The following is a 23,969-nucleotide window of genomic DNA, read 5'->3' as shown; positions in this document are numbered from 1 at the left end:
ACAGACGGCTTATTTCGTTTTCAACGCCAGCGGGTTAAGCGTCACCTGCTGATAGGCGTTCACCCACGAAGAGTATTTCTCCGGCGCGGCCCACACGCGGTAGTGCAAACGTGCCAAGGTGACCGGGTCGCTCAACAGCACCAGACGACGGTCGCGATTGAGTTTGTCGGGCGTCTCGTTCAGCGCTTGTTCAACGTGACGTTCGCGGGCGATATCCAGAATGTGGCCATGACGGTGACGTGCGGTTGCCATTGCCGTCGCCAGCGCGTTGAAGGACGGGTTAAACACGGCGTGCATAAAACCATTGTCCAGGGAACGCTGACGGTTCAGGGTCAGATACGCATCGGTATCCTTCAGTACCTGCGGCGGGGAGTACTCTTCCGGGATCAGGAACAGCTTCCAGCGTTTGGTACGCAGACCGACGGTGGCCCGACTGGAAATCACCGACACGAACGGCGACAGGATCAGCGAGACAACGATCGGCGCCAGCCAGAACAGGAAACGCAGATCCAGCCACGCCATACCGACCGCCCACACCAGACCCAGCAGCAGCTGCGAGCCATGGCGCATAAAGGCTTCACCCCACGGGGTGGAGTCATCATCACGCTGCGGAGAGTTCCACACCACTTCCCAACCGAGGAACGCGCTGACCACAAACACGGTGTGGAACAGCATACGCACCGGCGCCAGCAGTACCGAGAACAGCACTTCCAGCAGCAAAGAGAGCGTGACGCGAATAAAGCCGCCGTACTCTTTTGAGCCTTTGCACCACACCAGAATAATGCTCAGCAATTTCGGCAGGAACAGCAGTACCATCGTCGAGGCGAACAGCGCAATCGCCAGCTCAGGACGCCACTGCGGCCATACCGGGAACAGCTGCCGCGGCTGCAGGAAGTACTGCGGCTCAGTCAGCGCATGTACCACCTGTAGCGCGGTCGACAGGGCGAGGAACATGAACCATAGCGGCGCCGACAGGTAGGACATAACGCCGGTCAGGAACACCGCACGGTGTACCGGGTGCATACCTTTAACCAGGAACAGACGGAAGTTCATCAGGTTACCGTGGCACCAGCGGCGGTCACGCTTGAGTTCATCCAGCAGGTTCGGCGGCAATTCTTCATAAGAGCCCGGCAGATCGTAGGCAATCCACACGCCCCAACCGGCACGACGCATTAGCGCCGCTTCCACGAAGTCGTGCGACAGAATCGACCCGGCAAACGACCCTTCTCCCGGTAGCGGCGCCAGCGCACAGTGTTCGATAAACGGCTTCACGCGGATAATGGCGTTGTGACCCCAGTAGTGCGATTCGCCAAGCTGCCAGAAGTGCAGACCGGCGGTGAACAGCGGACCGTAAACGCGGGTCGCAAACTGCTGACAGCGAGCATACAGAGTGTCCATGCCCGAAGCGCGCGGCGACGACTGGATGATCCCGGCATTCGGGTTCGCTTCCATCAGACGCACCAGCCCGGTCAGACATTCGCCGGTCATCACCGAGTCAGCATCCAGCACCACCATGTAGCTGTACTGGCTGCCCCAGCGACGGCAGAAGTCATCGATGTTACCGCTTTTACGCTTCACACGACGGCGACGACGACGGTAGAAAATCTGTCCCTCGCCCTGCACTTCCGCAATCAGCTCCATCCACGCTTTCTGCTCGGCGACGCAAATATCCGGATTGTAGCTGTCACTCAGGATATACACGTCGAAGTGCTGCTGTTGCCCTGTCGCCTTCACCGACTCCCAGGTGGCACGCAGGCCGGCGAATACGCGATCGACGTCTTCGTTGCAGATAGGCATAATCAGCGCCGTACGGTGTTCCGGGTTCAGCGGTTCGTTGCCGACGGTCGAGGCGGAGATACTGTACTTATCGCGCCCCATCAGCAGCTGCAGGAAGCCCATCAGCGCGGTCCAGAAACCGGCGGAAACCCAACAGAACAGAATCGCGAACAGGATCAGGATCCCGGTTTGCAGCACGTATGGCAGCAGCTGCATGAAGGAAATCCACAGATTCTGCCCGACCATGTCAGCCGGATTGATGAGCGCCCACCCCTGATACGGCAGGATGGTTTTCATATACCAGGTTGCGACAACGGTCTGCGCCAGCGTCAGCAGCAGCAGGATGTAACGACGGATAGTCCCGACGGTACGCCACTTCTGCTCGCTCTCCTGCTCTTCCTTGGTCAGGCGAGAGAGATAGCGCGGGGTCACGTCACGTCCGCGTAACCGATCCCAGAAACGCCCAACCGGGTTGGTGCGCCACGGGTCCGGGAACATTGAGGAGCGTTTTGCTTTCGGCATTGCGTTGAGCTGAGTACGCCCTTCATCATCTTTTATCAGCTGGTGACCGGCCAGAGAGTCTGGCCAGCTGTGTTCCAGTCGTGATTTCACGGAACCCAGCGGGGAATCGTCTTCACGAACAAAAGTATGATGTTCAGCGTCCAGCGCTTCATGTACGGCCTGCAGGCTTGTATCAGGCAGCGCGGCTTTTTCAGCCTCAGACAGCGGCAACGCGTCAATGTACTTCGTTATCTTATTCATTGGCAGGCAGCTGATAGCTCCAGGTTTCACTCAGCGTCTGGTCAGCATTGACCAGCGCTGCGCGCATTTCCGTGGTTTTCTTCGGATCTTTCACCTTCACACGCAGAATCATACGCCAGCCCTTAATCACCGGGTTATAACGCACGGTATTCTCAACGATTTCTGCGTTATCGCCGATGCTCGCCTGCGCCGTGACCGGCGTATCTGACGGCAGTTTTTTCATATCTGCGCCGACGAAGTCAACGATAAAGGCAATGGTGCCATCCGGCTGACGAATCAGGTTCGACTGCTTCACATCACCGGTAGAACGGCGGGTCTGCATCACATAGGCGTTATCCGGCGCGTGCAGTTTGTCTTCATCGCGGCTGAAGGTAATCGAGTATTTGAAGTTCATCTCTTTACCCGGCTCCGGCAGCTGATCCGGCGTCCAGTAAGTCACGATATTGTCGTTGGTTTCATCATTGGTCGGGATTTCAACCAGTTCGATTTTACCTTTACCCCAGTCACCCTTCGGCGTGATCCAGGCGCTCGGGCGCAGATCGTAACGATCGTCGAGGTCCTCAAAACGCGAGAACTGACGGCCACGCTGCAGCAGGCCAAAGCCCTGCGGGTTTTCCATCGCATAGCTGCTGACAGCCAGATGCTTCGGATTGTTCAGCGGACGCCAGATCCACTCGCCGTTACCGGCAAGAATCGACAGGCCGTTAGAATCGTGCAGCGCCGGACGATAGTTGGTCGCCGGAGAAGGTTGATTCGGCCCGAACAAGAACATGCTGGTCAACGGCGCAACGCCCAGCTTGCCGACTTTGTCACGCAGATACACTTTGGACTGCACGTCAACGACGGTATCGCGGCCCGGCATAATCACAAAACGGTAGGCGCCGGTCGCACGTGGGGAATCAAGCAGGGCATAAATCGTCAGACGCTTATCCGTAGCTTTCGGATGCTCAATCCAGAACTCACGAAAACGCGGGAATTCTTCGCCGGAAGGCAGCGCGGTATCGATAGCCAGGCCGCGCGCGGAAAGCCCGTATACCTGGCCCTGTCCCAGAACACGGAAGTAGCTGGCGCCGAGCATGCTGACGATTTCGTCGTTCTTATCTTTGCTGTTGATCGGGTACAGTACTTTGAAGCCGGCGAAGCCCAGGTCTTTCACCGTATCTTTATCATGCTGGACGCTGCCAAAATTAAAGTAATCCGGATTATATTTAATCTTACGCACGCTGTTTGCCGTCACTTCGTTAATGATGACCGGCGTGTCGAAGTACATACCCTGATGATAAAATTCAAGTTTGAATGGGGTTTTCTGATTGTTCCAGTAAGCCTTATCGTGATTAAACTGGATTTGCTGGTAGTCCGCGTATTTCATGTCGCGGAAAGCGGAGGGCAGGTTGCTCTTCGGCGCTTCATAGCCTTTTCCGGCTAACGCTTTGGCCTCTTTTGCAACGTCATCAATGCTAAACGCCCATGCAGATGAAGTACACAGGGACAACATTACGGCTGCGCTTAACCAGCGCATTTTCATCATCTGTGGTTTAAGTTTCATATAAGTAAGCACTTCCCCCTTTGTGTGCTTAAATCGATCCGATCTATTTTAATGGTAATTCAGGCAATCCGACAACATAATCCCTGCTTTGTTCACCTTAGCGGCGCAGGTAACAGGCAGTTAACTGCCGCATTGGTACTTTACGTACTTATCCTGGAGACAGGGTTCCAGAGTTGATGTAGGGTTGCAGAGAATTTAAACGTTATCACGTTGAGTGATAAGACGAATTGTCCGAGAATGTAGTGATATTGTATGAATAATACGCCGGTACAACGTGAATATTTCTTCGATAGCATCCGCGCATGGCTGATGTTACTGGGGATCCCTTTTCATATATCACTGATCTATTCCAGCCACAGCTGGCATGTGAATAGTATCGAGCCCTCCTGGTGGCTGACGCTGTTTAACGATTTTATCCATGCGTTTCGCATGCAGGTCTTCTTTGTGATTTCTGGCTACTTTTCCTACATGCTTTATTTGCGTTATCCGCTGAAGAAGTGGTGGAAAGTGCGCGTTGAGCGTGTCGCCATTCCTATGCTGACCGCCATTCCCCTGCTGACGCTGCCGCAGTTCCTCATGCTGCAATACGTTAACGGCAAGGCCGAAAACTGGCGCGCCCTCTCGGGTTACGACAAATTCAATACTCTGGCGTGGGAACTGGTCTCTCACCTGTGGTTTTTACTGGTGCTGGTGGTCCTGACGTCTCTGGGCGTCGTGCTGTTTCGGTGGCTGACCGGCCGCCGTTCAGGCAATGAGTCAACCTTTGGTGACACCGTCACATTAGGTCAGCTATCGATGGTTTTCCTTGCGCTTGGCGTGCTTTACGCGGTGATCCGCCGCTCGCTGTTCGTCCTGTATGCTCCCTTGCTCAGCAACGGTCTGTTCAATTTCATCGTGATGCAGACGCTGTTTTACCTGCCCTTCTTTATTCTCGGCGCCCAGGTATTTATCAATCCGCGCTTGAAAACGCTGTTCACTACGCCGTCGCCATGGTGCTTCGTCGGCGCCCTGCTGGGCTTTATCGCCTATCGCCTGAATCAGCAATATGGTTCCGGCGACGGCTGGATGTATGAAACCGAGTCGGTCATTACCATGGTACTGGGTCTGTGGATGGTGAACGTGGTCTTTTCTCTTGGCCACCGTCTGCTGAACTTCCAGTCGGCGCGGGTGACCTATTTTGTTAATGCTTCGCTGTTCATTTATCTGGTGCACCACCCGCTGACTCTGCTTTACGGCGCCTGGCTGGCGCCGGCGATCAAATCCAATATGCTAGGGTTTATGGCGGGCTTAGTCTTCGTGATCGGTATTGCGCTGATGCTATATGAAATTCATCTGCGTATTCCCCTGCTACGTTTTCTGTTTTCGGGGAAATTTCAGCCAAGAGCGGCTAAGGCTCAGGTTTCCGCAGGCTGATAGCCTGCGGATATCAGGCGGTGGTGGGTCGGGACGGCGCTCCTTTACTCATCTCGCGGCGGCTCAAGCAAGCGACGATAAATATCCGCGGTTTCCTCATCAAAACAGACAAAGCAGACGCGTTCCAAAGGATTGAAACGCGTCAGAAAGGCGCTGACCGTCTGCACGGCAATTTCCGCCGCCGCCTGCTTAGGATATCCATATACGCCGGTACTGATGGCCGGGAAGGCAATCGATCGATAGCTGTTCGCTGACGCCAGCTGCAGGCTGTTTCGATACGCGTCAGCAAGCAGCTCAGCCTCCTGATGCCCGCCGCCGTGCCAGACCGGCCCGACGGCATGGATAACCGCGCTGGCCGGCAGCTGACCCGCGGTCGTAATCACCGCATGCCCCGGGGGGCATTCCCCTTGTTGTTGCCGGACGACCTGACAAGCGGCAAGGAGCTCCGGCCCGGCTGCACGATGGATTGCGCCGTCCACACCCCCGCCGCCAAGCAGCGAGGGATTGGCGGCATTGACGATAACATCGACGTCAAGCGTAGTGATGTCGCCGAGAATAACCTCAGGTTTAACAGTCATTTCGCCTCCTGTCGGCAAACGTCTTTACATAAAGCACAGTGGGTAATATGGCACGATAGCCCGCCCGACGAAAGTCCGGTAAGCGTATGGCTGGCTATCATCCGTCCGCAGGATAGCAAGGCTATGTTGCGGGTTAACATCCCTTCAGGCGGCGATTGGCGGGCGGAGTCTCCCCCCGAGAGCCGGAGCGATGGGCCGGGAGTCGGAACAGCCAGAAAAAAACAGGACCGGAGGTCCTGTTTAGTTTGCGGGTGAAATCAGCTCATGCCTGGTCGGGCGTTTCGTTCACTAATGCGGATTTGTTTTTCCGCGCACGGGCGGCCAGCCATAGCCCGCAATTTTTCATTGCGTAACCAAACACCAGCCCTAGCGCCAACGAAGGTACCACCAGCCGCCAGTTGCCGTCGCCGGCAAACGTAGCGCAGGCGCCAATAAAAGTACCGGGGACAAAGGAGAGCAGCAGTTGGCGAGCCTGAATACACATCAGGAAGGCCACGCCCCCGGTCATCATATAGCCCAGAATTTCCAGATGCGGCGCCAGCGCGCTGCCATAAATAATGACCAGCGCCCACACCACACCGCTCATCACCGTACAGGTTGAGATCAGCAACCCTTTTAACCCGCCCTGCGGGCAAGCGAAATAGGCCGTACAGCCCAGAAAGCCCGCCCAGCTCAGCAGGCCAAGCGCGACCGCCGCCCAGCCCCAGATTCCGGAGAGAATGCCTGTCGTTATTGCGATTGCGAGGAGTATGTTCATGACGCGTATCATAGCAGATACGCGCCCACCAAATGAGATCTGAAGCACGTTACATGCAAGTTAAAGATTACGCTTGCAATATAAATGCGATGTAAATCACATTTATTCTTCCATCTCTTCCTGCAGTTCATCCCACATAGCGGAGAGCGCTTCACGCGTGAGGGGCGCCATCGTCCGCCAGAAAGGTGTCCCGGCATGCGCCTCGACTTTGCCGAGGAAAACCCCGCACCACGGCAGAATATAGTCAGCAAACAGCGTTTCCAGCGTTTCGCTTTCATCTTCCGTCGCATGATCTTCAAGCCAGGAGGCGGCCAGCAGCAGCGAACCAATGTGGTCGGCCTGACCTTCTCCGGTCGGGATCCCGTGCTCGCTGAGGAAACCGCGAACTTCAGCTTCGCTTGCCCCCTCTACCCACGCGCTACGATACGGAGGAACGCTGCACTCTTCACCAACAAACAGCGCATTGTAATCGGCGGCCAGCGGTTGCACGTCGCAGCTTTTTTGCAGACGTTCCAGCAACTCATCCTGCTCCAGCGGCCAGCTCGCCGCCAGCTTCCCTTCACGAATCAAGGTAAACAGCGGCACCAGCAGCGGATCCTGCGGCTGACGGTAGTACAAAGAGCCCAGCACGCGGCAGAGGATTGAAAACTCGTTCATTCAATTTTTCCAGTTTTTATATTAAAGATCGGCAAATTCAGGGATCGCCGGCATCCCACGGGACTCAAGGAAATTCAACAGCCGACGCGGGGACACGTTCAGGATCCGCTCTTCGGGGAAGTTCACATCATCGAGGATCTTACGACACTCTTTGAACTCGCCGAGCGTAAATGCGGTATGCGAATCCGATCCCAGCGCCACCCAACCTCCGGCATCACGTACGGCGGCGGCAATCGCCCGGCAGTTATCTTCACTGCCCACCCGCGACGAGACGAAGGATGAGTTGTTGATCTCCAGCGCCACCTGGTATTTTGCCGCCGCGGCGGCTATCGCCGGAATATCGACGGGATATTTCGGGTTGCCTGGATGGCTAATAATATGTACTGCGCCGCTCGCCATCGTGGCGATCATCGCTTCAGTATGGGTGGCTTTGTCCTGCGGCGGGAAAACCGGCTCATGGAAGCCCGCAATGAACAGGTCCAGTGAGGTCAGCATCGGCCCGGAGCAGTCAATTTCGCCGCGGGTATTTTTTATGTTGGCTTCAATACCCCGTAAAATGCCGACGCCGTCGACTATCCGCGGCCAGATGCGCATATTGACGAAATGCCAGTAGTGCGGGGCATCGGCCATATCCGGACCATGGTCGGTGATGGCGAAAAGTTTGATCCCCCTGCGCTTTGCTTCAGCAATATAATCGTGCAGGGTACTGTAGGCGTGGGTACTGGCGACGGTATGCATGTGCAGGTCAACAGGATACATCACAATCTCCTTCTCTGTTTGTGGCAAGAATAGCAGGAATCAGGACGCATGATCAGCAAAACCCCGCCGCAGCGGGGTTTTCTCTTAGTATCCGCGCTGGCGGTCGACCTGCCCGTTCACCGCCTCCCCACGCTCCAGCCGGCCGATAGTGCTGGCAATATAGGTTATCGCTTCCAGCGGACGCGTAACTGCGGCGACATGCGGCGTCATGGCCACCCGGGGATGCGCCCACAGCGGGCTTTCCGCCGGTAATGGCTCGCGGCTAAAGACATCCAGCATCGCGCCTTTAAGCTTACCGCTATTCAGTGCCGCCAGCAGATCCGCTTCGACCACGTGAACGCCGCGTGCCAGATTGAGAACATAGCTGTTATCCGGAAGCTGCGCCAACAGCTGCTGGTTAATAATGCCGACGGTTTCCGCCGTGTTCGGCAGCAGGTTGATAAGCACCCGCGTAGCGCCGAGAAATTCGCCCAGCTCCTCCTGACCGGCGAAGCTTTGCACCTGAGGCCAGGATTTGCGACTGCGGCTCCAGCTACGCAGTGGAAATCCCCATACCTGCAGCGCTTCCGCCACTTTCGAACCGAGTACGCCCGCGCCCATGATCCCGATGGTGAACGCTTCGCGACGATAGTCCTCCAGCGGCTGCCAGCGGGCCTGCTGTTTTAAGGCCTGGTAATCGTCGAAACGTCGGAACCAGTGCAGCACCTGGCTCACCGCATACTCCTGCATCTGCTGGCCCATTCCGGTGTCTTCGAGGCGAAAGAGTGGAATCGACAGCGGCAGCATTTCCGGATGTTCGCGGAGTTTACTCAGAATAGAGTCAACGCCAGCGCCGAGGGCAAAAACGGCTTTTAAGTCCCGTCCCTGCAGCATTTCCACCGGCGGATGCCAGACCAGCGCGTAATCCGCATGCTGGGTATCGCCGGATTTCCATTCGCGCACGCGCGCGCCCGGCAGCTGTTTTTCCAGCCCGGCAATCCAGTGAGCGGTATCAAATGTCGGGTGATAAAAGATAATGTCCATCATGACTCCTGATTGCGGGCGCGGATTGCAGGTTGATCCTGGCGCCGTATTTTACTTATTGTTTTCTATTGGATTGCCAGCATAGCAAATTTCATTTTTCTATCGAATAAAAACAGGCTGGCGACAAAAAAATCGATTGTCGCGCATTTAAAACGCAAGTTGCGCGAAGTTTGGCTAAACACGCGTTTTTTTGCAAAAGTTGATTGACGAGAGATACGTATTTCCCTAAATTAGCGCCCGTTCCCGACAACAACGGGAGCGACAATATGGTGAGGTGTCCGAGTGGCTGAAGGAGCACGCCTGGAAAGTGTGTATACGGCAACGTATCGGGGGTTCGAATCCCCCCCTCACCGCCATCTTTAAAGAAGAGCTCGTACGAAAGTACGAGCTTTTTTTTCGCATATTGCATCCCACCAGGGGGGATGAGAATCCCCGACCGGGGGTCGACAACTGGCGTAGCCAGTTGGACAGACCGCAAACGCAGTGAGCGGGCTGCCCCGCAGGGGCGAGCGAAGCGAGTCAATCCCCCCTCACCGCCATATTCGGGATGAGAGCCTGTACGCAAGTACGGGCTCTTTCCTTTTATATTCTCCATCGGGGGGATGAGAACCCCCGACCGGGGGTCGACAACTGGCGTAGCCAGTTGGACAGACCGCAAACGCAGTGAGCGGGCTGCCCCGCAGGGGCGAGCGAAGCGAGTCAATCCCCCCCTCACTGCCATATTCGGGATGAGAGCCTGTACGCAAGTACGGGCTCTTTTCTTTTATATTCTCCATCGGGGGGGGATGAGAATCCCCGACCGGGGGTCGGCAACTGCGCAGTCAGTTGGACAGACCGCAAACGCAGTGAGCGGGCTGCCCCGCCTCAAAAACGCTCAAAGCGATAGGGATGCGGGTCAATAATCGGCTCACCGCCGCACACCAGATCCGCCGCCAGCTGTCCGGCAGCCGGTGAAGTGCCGAAGCCGTGACCGGAAAAGCCCGTCGCCAAAGTCAGACCGGGCATTTTTGCCAGCGGACCAATCACCGGGTTAGAGTCCGGCGTGACGTCGATGGTGCCCGCCCAGGCCTCAGCGATTTCCGCACCGGCAAATACCGGCCAGGCCGCTTTCAGGTTGTTTAGCGCCTCCTGATTCAGCGCCGGATTGGCCGATGGATCAAGGGTGCGCACCCGCTCAAACGGCGATTTGTCGCCAGCCCCCCAGCGACGGGCCAACGCCAGATCGCTGAAAAACGGCCGCCCCAGCTTGATACGTAAAAAATCGCGCTGTGTACGCAACTGGGGCAGATAGCGCATCCCCAGTAGCAGGTGGTCCAGCGTCAGCGAGGCATCTAGCGCCCCACGCTGGGTCACGATATAGCCGCCGTCGATATGTCGCCGGAACGAGAAGTCCGGCGCCCCCACCGCAATCTCCGTCGGCCCGGCCAACGGTTTCGTGCGCAACACCGAACAGATCAGCGGCAGAGTTGGCAGCGCTATCCCGAGGTTACCGAGAAAGCGCCGCGACCATATCCCCCCGGCCAGCAGCACCTGTTCACAGCGGATCTCGCCGCGTTCGGTGATCACGCCGCTGACCCGGCCCGCCGCGGTACTCAACGTGCGCACCGCGCAGTTCTCCACGATAACGGCCCCCCGTTCCATCGCCGCGTGGGCTATTGCGCTTGAGGCCAGCGTCGGTTCCGCCCGGCCGTCCGAAGGGGTAAAAATCCCCCCGGCCCACTTCTCGCTGCCGCCTGGCACGTGGCGGGCTATTTCCTCGCGACTTAACAGACGCGAATCAAGTTGCAGATGACGAACGGATTGCAGCCAACCCTCGTACATCGCCATCTGCGCCTCGCTGCGAGCGTTAAACATGATCCCCGCCTGGCGGTAGCCGACATCCCTGCCGGTGCGCGCGGCCATTCCCGCCCACAGCCGGTCCGATGCCAGCGCCAGCGGGATATCTTCCGCCAGGCGGCTGGTTTTACGCACCCAGCCCAGATTGCGCGATGACTGCTCCCCGGCGATGCGCCCCTTTTCCAGCACCACCACGGGGATCTGCCGTTCAGAGAGCGTTAGCGCCGCCGTCAGACCAACAATGCCCCCGCCAATAATCACCACCGTGGTGGCGGAGGGAAATGCACCGGATGTCGTAACCGGAGTGATTGTCGGGGCCATAGTCTGTACCTTTATAGAGTGAATAACAAAATCAAAGCGCGAGGTTAATGGTCTGTACGCTGGCTGTTGACGCCCCGCGATAGGCGGTGACCTCCAGCTCAACTTTATATACCGTGGAACCGAGCGGCGGGCAGGTCACGGTAGCGGCCGGGTCAATACCGCGAAACTTCTCGCCCACAATGGTCATCACCGCCGGCACATCGGCCGGATCCTGAATAAACACCCGAGAACTCACTACATCGGCCAGCGTGGCATCTACCGCCGCCAGCGCTTGTTCGATATTGGCAAACACCTGGAGGGTCTGTTCGGCAATGTCGGTCGGGATCACTTTGGTCTGCGGATGACGCCCGGCGGTGTTGGAAACGAAAATCCAGTTATCTACTGCCACAATGCGCGAGTAGCTGCCCTTCTCTTCATAAATCGAACCGGTTTTAACTTTAGTAATGTTGCTCATAGCGCTCTCTGTTTTGATGAAATCGTTAACGTATCTTCGCGTTCAGCCTGGCATCAGCTGAGTTCCGGGGTGTCCCAGAGGTTCAGCTTCACACCGATCCCCTGCGCCAGCGCATTGCGGTAAACCACCGTGCCCCACGCCACATCCTCAACCGGCATGCCGCCGACCGACATAATGATGATCTCTTCCTCGTTCTGGCGGCCCGGCGCATCGCCGGCGACGATTTTGCCAATATCTTCCAGCTGGTCCGCGCTCAGCTGTCCGGCGGCCAGCATGTCCATAAAGCGCACGCCGATCAGCGGTATGTGATTGTGGGCGGGCTTGGGCACTTCGGTGTACCAGGCCTCATACAGGCCGGTGTTATCGAGCACCTTGCGCACATCAGGCTGCTCCATCCCTTCATCAATAGTGCACAGCGTCGGCATGGCGAGGAAGGCGCCGGGCTTGACCCACTCACGCTTAACCAGCGGGTAAGTCGCCGGATCGCCCACCTCGCCGGAACTGCAGTAGGTAACGATATCGGCACCGCGCACCACCTCTTCGAGGGTGTCGACAATCTCAATCGTGGTGACCTGCGGGTAGGTCGCGGTCAGCCAGGTAATAAAGCCATCGAGGCTTGCCTGCCCGCGTCCCTTGATCTTGATAGTGTCAATCAGCGGGCAGACGGCAATAAACGCCGCCACCACGGTTTTGCCCATCACCCCCGGCCCCATCAGGCCAATCACCCGCGAGTCTTTACGCGCCAGATGGCGTGCGCCCACCCCCGGAATCGCGCCGGTGCGGTAGGCCGAAAGCAGGTTGGCGGACATGTGCGCCAGCGGCGCGCCAGTGTCGACGTCATTGAGGGTAAACATCAGGATCGAACGCGGCAGGCCCTTCTGGCGGTTGGCGATATTCGAGCCATACCACTTCACCCCGGCGGTGCCGAAACTGCCGCCCAGGTAGGCGGGCATCGCCATCAGACGACGATCGGCAGTCGGTTTTGGCATGGTCGGGAACGGCGAATGTTCCGGGAAGGTCACCATCGCGCCATGGGAGTCATTATTGGCGCCCGCCATTCGGTAATCCCCCCGATACAGCAGGCCGAACATCTCTTCCATCGTGTCCACGCAAGCGGGCATATCGGTCACCCCGGCCCTGATCATGTCCTGCTCGGAGAGGTAGATGAAGTCAATCTTTGTCTGGTTAGTCATTGCGGTCAGCCTTTGCGGTTGAGTGAATGACTCTATCAATACCTTTCCCCGTGGAGGCTGTATTGAATATTTGCGACATGGGAAATTCAGCATGGCATCCGGATTGCATTAGCCAGGCGTTATCTTCATGACTACGAGGACAGCCTGTGTCACACGCTCTTATTTCTGGCTATGCCGATGCTATCTATCCTGAACAACCCTGGTTTGTCCTGAGCGCAGCGCAGCACTACTCGATCATGGCTTCCGCCAATCCGGCGATATCGCATTTCTACACTTTTGATGTGTCGCCGGCGGCGGATGTCACCATGGCTATCCCGGACGGCTGCGTGGATATTGTTTTCGACTGTGATACCGCGCGGCCAACGGCGCGAGTGTGCGGCACACCGCTGGAGGCGCGCAGCGTAGAGTTGATCAACGGCCATCGTTACTTCGGCGTACGCTTTGCGCCGGGCATCATGCCCGACTTTCTGGACCTGATGGCGGAGGAGCTAACCAACCGCGAATACGACTTCGCTGAAGTGGTGCCGGGGGCGCGGCGCGCCTGTGAGCAAATCCTGCGCAGCGCGCAGTTCTCCCAGCAGGTCACGCTGTTCGATCGTTACTTTACCCCGCGTCTGGCGCGCCGCACGTCGAGTGTGACCACCTGCATTATTCACACCATTCAACAGCTGAAAGGCAATATCCGCATTGAACAGCTGGAGACGCTGACCGGCTATACATGCCGCACCATTCAACGCCAGTTCCGCCAGGATACCGGCATGTCGCCAAAGATATTCGGCCGTATTATGCGCTGCCAGACAGCGCTGAATACCCTGTATAAACCGGGCAGGCATTCATTTACCACTCTGGCGCTGGATCTGGGCTTCAGCGATCAGTCGCACTTCCTGCGGGAATTTAAGAAACTGGTCAGCGCCACCCCGCTGGAATTTCAGCGCCGGGCCCTCGGCGAGGCGTGGGATGAACGGCTACGCTACCATTGAGTATCAGCATGGATGTTAAAATTAGGTAAGCACCATGTTGAACGCAAGTAGCACTAAAATAGTGCATCTGTTGCACTTTGGGGTTGTCCGATTTTTTCTATCTCTGCCGCCAGCGTTGGTCAATGATGCCCGATAGTTACCTGACCACTCAGCAGGAAAAAGATTTGCTGAGTCTGGCTTCACTATCCAATAAGGGCGCTGGCGATGAGCAACTCTACCGGTTTACGAAAAAATACGTTGGGACTCACCTCCCTGGTCTTCTTTGTGGTCGCCGCAGCGTCCCCCCTTACCGGGGTGGTGGGCGGGCTGCCGGTGGCCATTTTTACCGGCAATGGCGGCGGCATTCCGGTTATCTATATTGTCGCCTGTCTGATCCTGATGCTCTTCTCGGTGGGCTACCTCACCATGAGCCGCTATGTCACCGATGCCGGAGCCTTCTATACGTATATCTCAAAAGGCCTGGGTAACAACGCGGGCGCGGCCGCATCGGTACTGGCGCTGGTCGCCTACGTCTCAATACAGACGGCAATAATGGCCATGCTGGGTTTCTTCAGCGAACAGTTTCTACAACAGCACCTGGCGCTCAATATTCCGTGGTGGGTGCTGAGCATGCTGTTTACCCTGACCGCCTGGATGTTGGGCATCAAACGCGTAGAGATCGGCGGCAAGCTGCTGGGCGTGCTGATGCTGGCAGAGGTCGGCATCGTCCTGCTGACCGACGTGATGATCCTGCTGAAAAAGAGCGGCCCGCTCACCTTCAGCTCATTTGAACCGTCGGTGTTTATGCACGGCAACCTGGGTATTGCGCTGGTGTTCTCCGTAGCCGCCTTTATCGGTTTTGAATCCACCGCCATCTACGCCGAAGAGTGTCGCGATCCGCAAAAAACAATCCCCCGCGCCACCCTCTGCGCACTGATAATCATCACCGCATTCTTCTGCTTTACCAGCTGGTCGTTCGTGCAGGTCTACGGCTTTGATCAGATAGCGGAAATCGCCAGTAAAGATCCCGGCAACTTTGTCTTCACCATCACACGTGAGTACGTAGGTCAATGGGCGGTAGATACCATGTCGGTGCTGCTGATCACCAGCCTGTTTGCCGCCACGCTGGCGTTTCACAATAATATCTCGCGCTATATCTACAGCATCAGCCGCGACGGGTTGATCTGGAAGGAGCTGTCGGCCACGCACCCCACCAACGGTACGCCGCACAAGGCCAGCCATCTGCACAGCGTGTTACTGTTGCTGCTGCTGGCGGGAATGGGCGGCAGCAATATAGATCCCATGGTGCATATCTTCGCCTTTGGCTCGGCCATTGCCACGCTGTCAATCCTGATGCTCCAGGTCGGGGTCTCTGCGGCGGTGGTGATGTTCTTCCGCCGTCTGCCCGGGCATAACAACAGCCGCTGGCGGGTGCTGTGGTCACCGCTGATGTCCATCGCCTGCATGCTGATGGCGATTATTCTGGTGATTAATAACCTGCAGCTGATAAGCGGCAGCGACTCGCCGCTGATACGCTTTATTCCCTGGTTTATTGCCTGCTGCGCTTGCGCGGGATATATCATGTCGGCGAAGCGCAAGTCGGCGGTAAAAACCGCGTAGCGGGAAAATGTTAAACTGCGCCGCTCAATCTCCCCGAGCCTTATTGCCAAAGCCACCTTAACCGGTGGTTTTGTTATTTACGCGTGTCGGCAAATACCTCACGGGGAATATCTCAGACCAAAAGTGAAACCGCGCAGTCGGTGATGAAATTCCTGGTTTGATAAGCCCGACTAAAGCATGCAATAAATGCATGCGTAGCGGCTTGCCCGCCGCGAGACCGTCCAGCCTCGCAAACCGTGCCGATCCCGGTGCAACAGGGTGCTGGGCGAGACGCCGAAGGCTTTACGGAAGGCATGGCTAAAATGGGAGAAGTCGGAGAAGCCGAAATCCAGCGCCGCCTGGGAGACGCTATTCACCCTCCCGCGCTCGATGGCCTCGCGACTCGCCCGCAGCCTTTCCTGCCAGATCACGGCCATCGGCGTTTTTTTGTGCCGGGCGAAAGCGCGCGTCACGGTGCGGACGGAGACGTAGTGCGCCCGTGCCAGACTCTCGATATTCAAATCAGGATCGACAAGTTGCCGGCGAATGTAATTCATCATGCGGGCGTACAGATCGCGCTCAGCGCTCACGTTATCCAGATCCTGCAACTCCAGACTCAGCACCAGCAGATCCAGCAGCGTCTGGGAGAAGCGGCCGGAAAGAAAGCGGGTCTCGTCTCGTTGCATAGCGCGGCGCTGGCATCCGGATGTCGCGCGGTTGGGATCGTCCGGTTACCGCGAGGTGGGCGAAGGTGCATACCAAAGCCCTCCCGCTCTTCAGTTGCCGTCCGCTGAAGCTCAGGATGTCCTGAAGAGTAGCGAACAGCTTGATTATCCGCGTGAAAATCACCGCCCCGGCGGCATCCGGCCAGAGTAGTGTTCATTGCTTCACCGAACGGTAAAGAAAGAATAAATACTGCTTGACCGTTTTAGCGCAACTCCCTATAGTAGCGCCCCGTTGCCCACCCAAGGTGAGCAGCGAAACAATATGGTGAGGTGTCCGAGTGGCTGAAGGAGCACGCCTGGAAAGTGTGTATACGGCAACGTATCGGGGGTTCGAATCCCCCCCTCACCGCCATATTTAAAGAAGAGCTCGTACGAAAGTACGAGCTTTTTTTTCGCATATTGCATCCCGCCAGGGGGGATGAGAACCCCCGACTGGGGGTCGACAACTGGCGCAGCCAGTTGGACAGACCGCAAACGCAGTGAGCGGGCTGCCCCGCAGGGGCGAGCGAAGCGAGTCAATCCCCCCCTCACCGCCATCTTTAAAGAAGAGCTCGTACGAAAGTACGAGCTTTTTTTTCGCATATTGCATCCCGCCAGAGGGGGATGAGAACCCCCGACCGGGGGTCGACAACTGGCGTAGCCAGTTGGACAGACCGCAAACGCAGTGAGCGAAGCGAGTCCCCCCTCTTCCCCGGTTGAGATTAAAGCCGGAACGCACTGTTCCTGAGTGCGTCCCTGATTAGAACTCCATGATACCGTTTCTGGTTTGACACCCAGCCCGGCCAGCTTTTATCGGGAAAAGGCGCAGAAAATCGTCTTGATGGCATCATCAGTCATAAACCATAAACAGATTTACGGTGCCGCTTACTGGCCCGGTATAATTGACGCCAGCTCGCGCGATCGTCGCTCGCTGGATATAGCGTGCCTGGAAGGTTATCGGCATAAAACTTGCGGATGACGCCGCAAAAATTTTATCCCCCGCGACAGAAGTGGCCCCCGAACCATAACTCCCAATATCGACAGCTGACCCGTTGATATCAATATGGTTACCGTTGTATCGCAGCTCAATTTCCAGCCCATCAATTTTATTTCCGCCGGCGGCGTCGTAAAGGCTGAGGTTACCCACCGGAAGTGGCGACGCGCCCGCATCTTCAAATCGCATCCGGACATTCTCCGCCATCCCGTTGCACTCCAGTTCCACCGGAACAGGAACATCAGCCCCAAAAGCGGGGGCCCCCTCTCGGGTAATCGTATCGGCATCCCATATCCCCATATTGACCGTATAATCCGTGGGACGCTGTGAGCTCAGCTTGCAGGTCGGTCGGACCAGCGTCACACCGTTTCCGGAGAGAAAATTCGTATCCGGATTGGTGCCAATTCCTGTCGGCGCAGGATTAACCCAGCTATTAAAGAGATGGCTGACCGAGAGAGGACCATAGCTGGTGACATAACCGGTTTTTATCAGCTCGGCGCGCAGGGAAAGCGACACACTTCTGGAAGGCATATACCAGAAGGTATGACCACCTTCAGTACGTGAATCCATCATTCTGAGTACCAGCGCGGCCATTCCCGTCGTCGGACCAATCAGAGGATACTCCACGCCACTGGCTGCATATTCGGTTCCACTGCTGCCGAATCCAGACATTCTGATGTACGCGGAACTGTTGCCATCACTACCCAGGTTCGGCGAGTCAGATCGCACATAGAAACGAATTCCGACGCCGCCTACTGAAGTATTCAGAATCCCCGACCCGGAGCCTGACAGACCGAAACCTAAACCAGCCAATGCGATATCCGCAGATACAATAGTGATCGATGACTCCACATTCAGGATGTTCAGAAATGAGCTTTCTGTCCCGTTCCCGGTGCAATTCAACATAATCGAAGTATTCAAATCGGCGTAATCCCACGACATCAGAATGGTTCCATCCGGGATAGAATTATCCACCACCACCGGGCGATGTACCGAAAATGGCATACTATCCGGATATGAGTAAACGCAGGTTCCCACAGGTTGCTGAAAAACTTCACTGGCTGGGTGCCCCCACATATAACTTCGTGAGATATGCAACTGCGCCGAAACATCGACTGATAATATGAGCAGGAAAGCGCCCAGCCAGCAGCGGGAGCGGTGTTTTATCCCCTGTACCTGCTCTTCTTTCCCCGCTCTTCTCATTGCTTCAACTCCGCCCGGTATTCTTCACCCGCACCGCCCCAGTCATGGATCCCGCTCCAGGTCACGCTCACGCGGTCAGGATTCACGGAGGCAGGCAGATGGTAACGTTCGCTACCGAACGGCGGAGGCATACGATGACGATCCTCCAGCGTAATCCCCTTGCCAGCCCCCACGCTCAGGCGGGCAAAGCTGACATAATACGGCGTGGGATTGGTTGCTTTCAGCCAGACATCGTTACCGTCTTTCTCAAGACTCCAGCGAATTTGCTTTATCGCATCGCGAGCGCCGGCAGAGCTCAGTCCGTCAGGGCGAACGAAAACTTTGAGCCTGCTGCGCACGGCAATAACCAGCTTATTGGCGCTCCCGGCTTTAGGGGGGATTTCCTGCAGCGATAGCCAGTATGCGGACTCCCTGTCTTGCGCAATCGCCCCCCTCAGAACCACGAGCCGAAATTTCCCCTGTTTTTTACCCTCAAGCTTCATCACCGGCGGTGTCAGCACCAGCGGAAGATCGTGGTCATTCCCCCGAAGATCTTCCAGCCAGGCCTGCACCATATAGGTCTCCTGGCTGTCATTGATAACGTCTACCGCGGTTTCTCTGTCCTGCGCATACGCAACAATACGGGTCAGTTGCGGCCTGACGCCGGCTGTCGCCGAACCGACGAGGAAGACAACCGCCAGAAGGCCGGTAAAATATAGTTTTAACAATTTCATTGCGTTACTCTTTTTTGTGCAGTTTGGTGGTGAAGAATCAGAGACACTCCGCTCTGATTTTTTTATGCCAGTTTTCTGGTTTAAGCTGCGCTTCTGTCGGTGCGGAAAGCGCAATCTGGCACTGCTCTGCGGGCCGCTGGCCCCATATAACGTTCAGTACCTGCGCCTCACGGGTATCCAGCCCGGTCAGCCAGGCCAGTCCTTTCTGGCCCACGATACCGGCCTCCTCTGCCTCATTGACTCCGGGAGCGCTTTCGCTGTACACCAGAGCGCCCAGCGGAATACTTTTTCGGCTGTGTATTTCCACGAGCGCTCTTCTGCCCGAGCGGGTGGCAAACCGAAGCAGCACGGCAGCGCCTTCTGAAGGGACGACTTTGCGGGAGGACTCTTGCAACTCAGCGCCATCAGATTCCCCGGTGTCGAGGTTAATCTGGTTGTAGCGATAAGGCGTCAACCAGGTCACCACTGCCCGGCCGGATGAATCGGTCCGCGCATTGTTGATACCGGAAACCCGGATGTTTTCCGCTCCAGGGGTTTCAACAATAGCCACGGTGTTACCCAATGGCGGCGACATAATCACCCCTCCGCGATAAAGCGTCACCCCTCCGGACATCCCGGCGGAGTACTGGCGGTAATCCCTTCCATGGCTAATGCTTCCGCTGATATTTGCCCTGCTGCCGTTCCAGCCCAGAGATCCTGACTGGCTGTATTCGCCCTGAGTGTCCCGCAGGAGACTGGCCGCATAGCTGAAGTCACTGCCCGCGCTGTTGCCCGCATACCCCAGCGACTGACCGTACTGGTTGTTTTTGTTGCGGCTGAGGCCGTAACTCAGAAAGCCGGCATCGTGCCTTCCGGGGAGCAATACTGATAACGGCAGACTGAGGGAAAGAGTCAGTTGGTTATCGCTGAGACGTTCGTAACGATTGTGCATCAGTGACAGAGAGACGCTGGCCGAACCGACGGTAGTACCCGCTCCGGCACTCAGCGAGGTGTTTTTATTGCCCGTGCCGTAAAAACTCTCCTGGCTGATGGTCATATACAGATTGCCGACAGAGTTCATATTCTGGTTGACGGTCATCTCCACCCGGTTACGTCGGCGTTTTTGCCAGGAAGCCGTGTCCGGAGCATAGCCGTCAATCCAGTTCTGACCCTGACGCGCAAGAAATTCGCTGGCATCCAGGAAAGATTCTGACTGATACTGGTAACCCAGCAGTTGCAGCGATGTCCCGGTAACATCAAACTGGCGGGCATACAGCAGCCTGGCGGCCGTACCTTCGCGCTGGCGGTTATCTCTCCAGGTTTCGATGTGGCGGGCATACGCCACATCGGCAGAAAAAGCCCCGATCGCGCCAATATTCCATGCCGCCCCCGAAGAGAGCATCTGGTAATTTTCAGCCAGCACAGAGGCACTATTCAGAGTGAAATGTTCAAAACCGTATTCCAGAGTGCCGGATAACAGCGCAGGTTCGGATGTCCCGCCGTCCGGACCGCGCCAGGTGCCCGCGGCCAGACTGTAGCGGATGGCGCCGGCACGGATCATGCCCGGCAGGGCCGTGTAAGGAACCCGGAAAGACTGAATCTGCCCGTCAGACTCCTCCACCACGACGTCGAGATCGGCCCCCACCTGAGCGGTATACAGATCATCAATTGCGAATGCGCCAGGCGTCAGCAACGTGCTGTAAATCACCGTATCACGCTGGCGTACCAGCAATCTGGCATTCGTGCGCGCCACTCCCCGGATAACCGGCGCATAGCTGTACTGGTTATCAAGCGACATGCGCTCACTGGTCGCCAGCGAGATACCCCGCAGAGGGATCGCCCCCGCCATCGTGCCGGAGGTACGGGTGTAGATTTCCCCCATCTGCAGGCTGCTGCGCAGGAACGCAATATCGCGTGCAAGATAGGCTCTGTCGTGATTCGATTTCCACTGACTCCTGTCGTTACGGTAAAACGAATCAATACTGTAGAGACGCCATGGCCCGGCATTGCCTGTTGTATTCAGGCTCAACCAGGCACTCTCGGTGGTCGTATCATTTAGCGTCCAGCCCTGGCCGGATGCCCCCTTCAGCCGTGACGAATAAAAATAGCCGCTGTAGGATGAGCGCAGGCTGGGCGTACCGTGATCCCATTCATCCGGCGAGATCATGGTAAAACGCTCGTTGTCCATGGCCTCCTGCGGCACGGTAATGTTCAGCACCTGATGTGTGTGGTCATACTGAACAAAAGCAGCAGGTATTCGCAGCGCAATATCTTCGCAGCGAGAAGGTGCGGAGGTTTGCGCTTCAGACGACCCCGCCGTATCCTCTTCGCGGGTTATCCAGCCAGAATACTGGCTGACTCTGACGCCAAAGGATTTCAGCTGACGGTATGAAAGACAGGGGATAACTTTGTTATTACCATGACTGACGAAGTCAATTTCTGTCTTCGCGCGTGCGCGATCGTTTATGACGATATCTGTCAGTTTCCTCCCGGGTATAACAGGGTCCTGGTACATAAAAACATCCTGAGATACACCGTTTTTATCGCGCCGTAAAAACGCTTCCTCAAAATCGTTTCCGGCAAAAACACTGACGCTGAAACTACTGAGAAGCACCGGGAAAACCATCGACATCAGAGATAGCCGACTCTGTGGTTCTTCCGTGTGAATACAGCGCAATAAAAAACGATACATATAATGATATTCCCTGGTATAGCGCGGTAAAAACCAGATACTGTCGTTATCCGGAAAAAGCCGGTCGCCCGGCTTTAATCGCAAATAAAACAGTTATTCCGTATTATCAGAAATAGGAAATCACGTAGTCGGCAACGCCTGTAACAGGACCGGGGGTGACCGCTGTGCTGAGGGATTTGTATGCCGCCAGATAATTAAGCGTGATCGGCCCCGGAGCGCCAGCCGCCGCAGGGAGCGCGGCACCGGGGTCAAGTAATGTGCCACCGTTCAGATGAATAGGCGTACTTTGTGCCGTCAGAATCGCCACGGCCACGTCGGCTGCACCGGAAGGAGCGGTATTGCCCATTACCGTATTGTCTCCGGCAGCCGGAGAGGCGGTAGAAAATGTTGCGCGCACGCTGTTCAGCGAACCGGCAGCCTGACATCCGGTCAGCTGGATGGTGAATGCGGTATGCCCGGCATATGTACCGGCCGCGGCATTCAGCGTGTCGGCTGATACCGGAGGAAGGTTAACGGTTGCGGTAAGACCAGCACTCCCTCCAGCCGGAGCTGCCCCTACAAGGGTGGTACAGGCGCTTGCGGTCACAGTCCCGTTAAAGTTGATGGTACCGTCGGCAGCGTTTGCATTGGCTGACAATCCCCCCACAATCACGAATGCGGAAATTATCGCTTTATATAAAGTATTTTTTTGCATACAGGTCCCTTTACTACATCATTATGAATAATATTCACCCGGTGACAGATGATGTTGAGATGGCGGTGCTTTAGCTTTTGTTACGTTATGCCTCCTTAATAATGTCAATATGTCTCTGCAGAGAAGGACTTCATGATCCGTCGTTCCGGTAAGACCGCACTTCTTCAGTAATGCCGTTCGCTGGTAGTAGAGTTTTTTAGCCGTCCAGCCTGTCGTCATGACCAGTTCATTAATTGTTTTACCCGATGTAAGAAATCCGATTGTTTCTATATGCTTATCGGTAATATTTCTTTTAGGATATGCGGCGGTTTCCATTCTCTTCAGGAGAATAAAGAAAGCATCTTCTGTTACAGTACTATTCAGGACCCAGGGTAATGAACCCGTAGTTTTTTCAGTCACCGTAAAAAACGGCATAAATAATATCCGGCCAAATAATACACATGACAACTTCAATACATTCTGCCGCAGAATAATATCATGCAGTGCACAAACCAGCACATCACCGGGTTTCAGATGACCATTGATATCACGCATCAGCTCCAGCGTAGACTGTTCACAGCTGTAATATATAAATGCAAACAACCCCTTCCGGTTAAATAGTCCTCTAACTCCCAGGAGAAAATATAAATTATCTGACACAATATGATATCTCATCTTCTCTCTGTATATTTAACGCACACGAAGTCAACGTGTCAGACAGACCAAACACATTCAAAATTGTTTAGTATTGTTTTCTTACACCTTTATTTAAATCATAGCACCAACATTTTTCCTAACAGTTTTTAACTCAAATCAACATGGATTTTGATAGATAAAACAAATCACTTCACAGCTTATAAACGCTGTTGCATTTTCGAACAATGATTAAATATTAAGTTTTCCCCGTTATTTTTTTGAGGAAAATTCTTAAAAAGGCACAAGACAGAAAAAAGATAACTCTTTGTTTATGCAATTTATTATAAAAATCACTTGATTTGAATCAATAAAAAATCATTAGCAGCTTTAAATAAAATAATGACCTCCCCTGTTGTTCAGAATACGTAATAAACCACTTTCCTGCAGATCTTCTCAGATATGATTCGCGCTGAATCTTAGAAAAAAATCTCGTCACTACAGTAAATTGCCAACGCCAGCATAGGAATATTCCCCAATTTCTGCTGGATTAATCAATGTAAAGTTAAATAAATTATCGTCAATTTATCCACCATATTTATAAATAAAGTCAGATGACAATCATATGCATCTCATACAGACAGAAACTAAACGATACAGGAAAAATCTCAAAATCAACGGAGCTATCAAAGTCAAAGTTTCGATAGGTTAAATCTATTAAATTATAATTCACCGATCTTTTTAT

18 protein-coding genes, 2 tRNA genes and 1 pseudogene are annotated in these 23,969 nt (G+C 55.4%); 5 read left to right on the top strand and 16 right to left on the bottom strand.

Annotated features, from left to right (window positions below; translation table 11 throughout):
* Positions 1 to 9: 9 nt before the first annotated feature.
* Both mdoH and mdoG read right to left on the bottom strand, forming a co-directional pair.
* Entirely contained in the window at positions 10 to 2,538 is a 2,529-nt protein-coding gene (mdoH, locus tag FNY10_RS04650; RefSeq protein ID WP_160703828.1) for a glucans biosynthesis glucosyltransferase MdoH, read from the bottom strand.
* Positions 2,531 to 4,084: a glucans biosynthesis protein MdoG gene (mdoG, locus tag FNY10_RS04645; protein ID WP_160703830.1), complete on the bottom strand. Its 1,554-nt coding sequence runs from the start codon at positions 4,082 to 4,084 to the stop codon at positions 2,531 to 2,533. Before mdoG ends, mdoH begins: the two co-directional genes overlap by 8 nt.
* A 252-nt stretch (positions 4,085 to 4,336) precedes the next feature.
* On the opposite strand from mdoG, the gene mdoC reads away from it, so the two are divergent.
* Positions 4,337 to 5,497 carry a glucans biosynthesis protein MdoC gene (gene mdoC / locus FNY10_RS04640; RefSeq protein WP_131049996.1) on the top strand — a complete coding sequence of 387 codons (1,161 nt, stop codon included), beginning with the start codon at positions 4,337 to 4,339 and terminating at the stop codon, positions 5,495 to 5,497.
* A gap of 44 nt (positions 5,498 to 5,541) precedes the next feature.
* Here the strand turns inward: mdoC and ymdB are convergent, their stop codons facing one another.
* The 5 genes from ymdB to ghrA form a co-directional block, all read right to left on the bottom strand.
* Entirely contained in the window at positions 5,542 to 6,075 is a 534-nt protein-coding gene (ymdB, locus tag FNY10_RS04635; RefSeq protein ID WP_160703832.1) for an O-acetyl-ADP-ribose deacetylase, read from the bottom strand.
* A 262-nt stretch (positions 6,076 to 6,337) separates the two neighbouring features.
* A complete protein-coding gene (locus FNY10_RS04630; protein WP_131049998.1) occupies positions 6,338 to 6,832 on the bottom strand; it encodes a DUF1097 domain-containing protein in 495 nt (164 codons plus the stop codon).
* A 102-nt stretch (positions 6,833 to 6,934) separates the two neighbouring features.
* Complete coding sequence (locus FNY10_RS04625; RefSeq protein WP_131049999.1) at positions 6,935 to 7,489, bottom strand: TorD/DmsD family molecular chaperone; 555 nt, start codon at positions 7,487 to 7,489, stop codon at positions 6,935 to 6,937.
* 21 nt (positions 7,490 to 7,510) lie between these two features.
* The gene (locus tag FNY10_RS04620) at positions 7,511 to 8,248 is read right to left on the bottom strand and encodes a phosphatase (protein ID WP_160703836.1); all 738 of its coding nucleotides are present in this window, start codon (positions 8,246 to 8,248) and stop codon (positions 7,511 to 7,513) included.
* Between the two features lie 84 nt (positions 8,249 to 8,332).
* Positions 8,333 to 9,271, bottom strand: coding sequence for a glyoxylate/hydroxypyruvate reductase GhrA (gene ghrA, locus FNY10_RS04615; protein WP_160704055.1), 939 nt, complete (start codon positions 9,269 to 9,271; stop codon positions 8,333 to 8,335).
* 268 nt (positions 9,272 to 9,539) lie between these two features.
* On the opposite strand from ghrA, the gene FNY10_RS04610 reads away from it, so the two are divergent.
* Positions 9,540 to 9,627: transfer RNA gene (locus tag FNY10_RS04610), tRNA-Ser, on the top strand.
* 508 nt (positions 9,628 to 10,135) lie between these two features.
* Here the strand turns inward: FNY10_RS04610 and FNY10_RS04605 are convergent.
* Genes FNY10_RS04605 through FNY10_RS04595 form a run of 3 tightly spaced genes read right to left on the bottom strand, consistent with a single transcriptional unit; the run spans position 10,136 to position 13,075 of the window.
* Positions 10,136 to 11,428 carry an NAD(P)/FAD-dependent oxidoreductase gene (locus tag FNY10_RS04605; protein ID WP_141964931.1) on the bottom strand — a complete coding sequence of 431 codons (1,293 nt, stop codon included), beginning with the start codon at positions 11,426 to 11,428 and terminating at the stop codon, positions 10,136 to 10,138.
* Between the two features lie 31 nt (positions 11,429 to 11,459).
* The gene (locus tag FNY10_RS04600; protein ID WP_100685689.1) at positions 11,460 to 11,882 is read right to left on the bottom strand and encodes a RidA family protein; all 423 of its coding nucleotides are present in this window, start codon (positions 11,880 to 11,882) and stop codon (positions 11,460 to 11,462) included.
* 53 nt (positions 11,883 to 11,935) lie between these two features.
* Entirely contained in the window at positions 11,936 to 13,075 is a 1,140-nt protein-coding gene (locus FNY10_RS04595; protein ID WP_141964932.1) for a tyramine oxidase subunit B, read from the bottom strand.
* 146 nt (positions 13,076 to 13,221) lie between these two features.
* Between FNY10_RS04595 and FNY10_RS04590 the strand changes: the two genes are divergently transcribed.
* Both FNY10_RS04590 and FNY10_RS04585 read left to right on the top strand, forming a co-directional pair.
* The gene (locus FNY10_RS04590) at positions 13,222 to 14,055 is read left to right on the top strand and encodes an AraC family transcriptional regulator (RefSeq protein ID WP_160703838.1); all 834 of its coding nucleotides are present in this window, start codon (positions 13,222 to 13,224) and stop codon (positions 14,053 to 14,055) included.
* A gap of 204 nt (positions 14,056 to 14,259) precedes the next feature.
* Positions 14,260 to 15,654 carry an APC family permease gene (locus FNY10_RS04585; RefSeq protein WP_160703840.1) on the top strand — a complete coding sequence of 465 codons (1,395 nt, stop codon included), beginning with the start codon at positions 14,260 to 14,262 and terminating at the stop codon, positions 15,652 to 15,654.
* A 170-nt stretch (positions 15,655 to 15,824) separates the two neighbouring features.
* Here FNY10_RS04585 and FNY10_RS04580 read toward each other — a convergent pair.
* Positions 15,825 to 16,295: pseudogene (locus FNY10_RS04580) on the bottom strand (helix-turn-helix transcriptional regulator); the annotation flags it as partial.
* Positions 16,296 to 16,622: 327 nt separating this feature from the next.
* Here FNY10_RS04580 and FNY10_RS04575 point away from each other — a divergent pair.
* Positions 16,623 to 16,710: transfer RNA gene (locus FNY10_RS04575), tRNA-Ser, on the top strand.
* A 477-nt stretch (positions 16,711 to 17,187) separates the two neighbouring features.
* On the opposite strand, the gene FNY10_RS04570 is transcribed toward FNY10_RS04575, so the two are convergent.
* From FNY10_RS04570 to FNY10_RS04550, 5 genes are all read right to left on the bottom strand, one after another.
* Positions 17,188 to 18,534, bottom strand: a complete 1,347-nt coding sequence (locus FNY10_RS04570; protein WP_160703842.1) for a fimbrial protein — start codon at positions 18,532 to 18,534, stop codon at positions 17,188 to 17,190.
* On the bottom strand, positions 18,531 to 19,247 hold the full coding sequence (locus FNY10_RS04565; protein WP_131050014.1) for a molecular chaperone: 717 nt from the start codon (positions 19,245 to 19,247) through the stop codon (positions 18,531 to 18,533). The genes FNY10_RS04570 and FNY10_RS04565 overlap by 4 nt, the downstream gene beginning before the upstream one ends.
* A 37-nt stretch (positions 19,248 to 19,284) precedes the next feature.
* Complete coding sequence (locus FNY10_RS04560; protein ID WP_227699400.1) at positions 19,285 to 21,852, bottom strand: fimbria/pilus outer membrane usher protein; 2,568 nt, start codon at positions 21,850 to 21,852, stop codon at positions 19,285 to 19,287.
* A 172-nt stretch (positions 21,853 to 22,024) separates the two neighbouring features.
* Positions 22,025 to 22,612 carry a fimbrial protein gene (locus FNY10_RS04555; RefSeq protein ID WP_160703846.1) on the bottom strand — a complete coding sequence of 196 codons (588 nt, stop codon included), beginning with the start codon at positions 22,610 to 22,612 and terminating at the stop codon, positions 22,025 to 22,027.
* 21 nt (positions 22,613 to 22,633) lie between these two features.
* On the bottom strand, positions 22,634 to 23,146 hold the full coding sequence (locus tag FNY10_RS04550) for a hypothetical protein (protein ID WP_131050017.1): 513 nt from the start codon (positions 23,144 to 23,146) through the stop codon (positions 22,634 to 22,636).
* Positions 23,147 to 23,969: the final 823 nt, after the last annotated feature.

It is taken from the genome of Klebsiella sp. Lac1 (genome assembly GCF_009825425.1).
Classification (GTDB): domain Bacteria; phylum Pseudomonadota; class Gammaproteobacteria; order Enterobacterales; family Enterobacteriaceae; genus Klebsiella; species Klebsiella electrica.
The sequence above is the reverse complement of the archived record's forward strand: the minus strand, read 5'-3'. Positions and strand labels throughout refer to the sequence as shown.

Coding starts and splice junctions, on each gene's coding strand:
- mdoH (WP_160703828.1), bottom strand. CDS start 2,538: ATGAATAAGATAACGAAGTACATTGACGCGTTGCCGCTGTCTGAGGCT.
- mdoG (WP_160703830.1), bottom strand. CDS start 4,084: ATGAAACTTAAACCACAGATGATGAAAATGCGCTGGTTAAGCGCAGCC.
- mdoC (WP_131049996.1), top strand. CDS start 4,337: ATGAATAATACGCCGGTACAACGTGAATATTTCTTCGATAGCATCCGC.
- ymdB (WP_160703832.1), bottom strand. CDS start 6,075: ATGACTGTTAAACCTGAGGTTATTCTCGGCGACATCACTACGCTTGAC.
- FNY10_RS04630 (WP_131049998.1), bottom strand. CDS start 6,832: ATGAACATACTCCTCGCAATCGCAATAACGACAGGCATTCTCTCCGGA.
- FNY10_RS04625 (WP_131049999.1), bottom strand. CDS start 7,489: ATGAACGAGTTTTCAATCCTCTGCCGCGTGCTGGGCTCTTTGTACTAC.
- FNY10_RS04620 (WP_160703836.1), bottom strand. CDS start 8,248: ATGTATCCTGTTGACCTGCACATGCATACCGTCGCCAGTACCCACGCC.
- ghrA (WP_160704055.1), bottom strand. CDS start 9,271: ATGGACATTATCTTTTATCACCCGACATTTGATACCGCTCACTGGATT.
- FNY10_RS04605 (WP_141964931.1), bottom strand. CDS start 11,428: ATGGCCCCGACAATCACTCCGGTTACGACATCCGGTGCATTTCCCTCC.
- FNY10_RS04600 (WP_100685689.1), bottom strand. CDS start 11,882: ATGAGCAACATTACTAAAGTTAAAACCGGTTCGATTTATGAAGAGAAG.
- FNY10_RS04595 (WP_141964932.1), bottom strand. CDS start 13,075: ATGACTAACCAGACAAAGATTGACTTCATCTACCTCTCCGAGCAGGAC.
- FNY10_RS04585 (WP_160703840.1), top strand. CDS start 14,260: ATGAGCAACTCTACCGGTTTACGAAAAAATACGTTGGGACTCACCTCC.
- FNY10_RS04570 (WP_160703842.1), bottom strand. CDS start 18,534: ATGAGAAGAGCGGGGAAAGAAGAGCAGGTACAGGGGATAAAACACCGC.
- FNY10_RS04565 (WP_131050014.1), bottom strand. CDS start 19,247: ATGAAATTGTTAAAACTATATTTTACCGGCCTTCTGGCGGTTGTCTTC.
- FNY10_RS04560 (WP_227699400.1), bottom strand. CDS start 21,852: ATGGTTTTCCCGGTGCTTCTCAGTAGTTTCAGCGTCAGTGTTTTTGCC.
- FNY10_RS04555 (WP_160703846.1), bottom strand. CDS start 22,612: ATGCAAAAAAATACTTTATATAAAGCGATAATTTCCGCATTCGTGATT.
- FNY10_RS04550 (WP_131050017.1), bottom strand. CDS start 23,146: ATGCGTGATATCAATGGTCATCTGAAACCCGGTGATGTGCTGGTTTGT.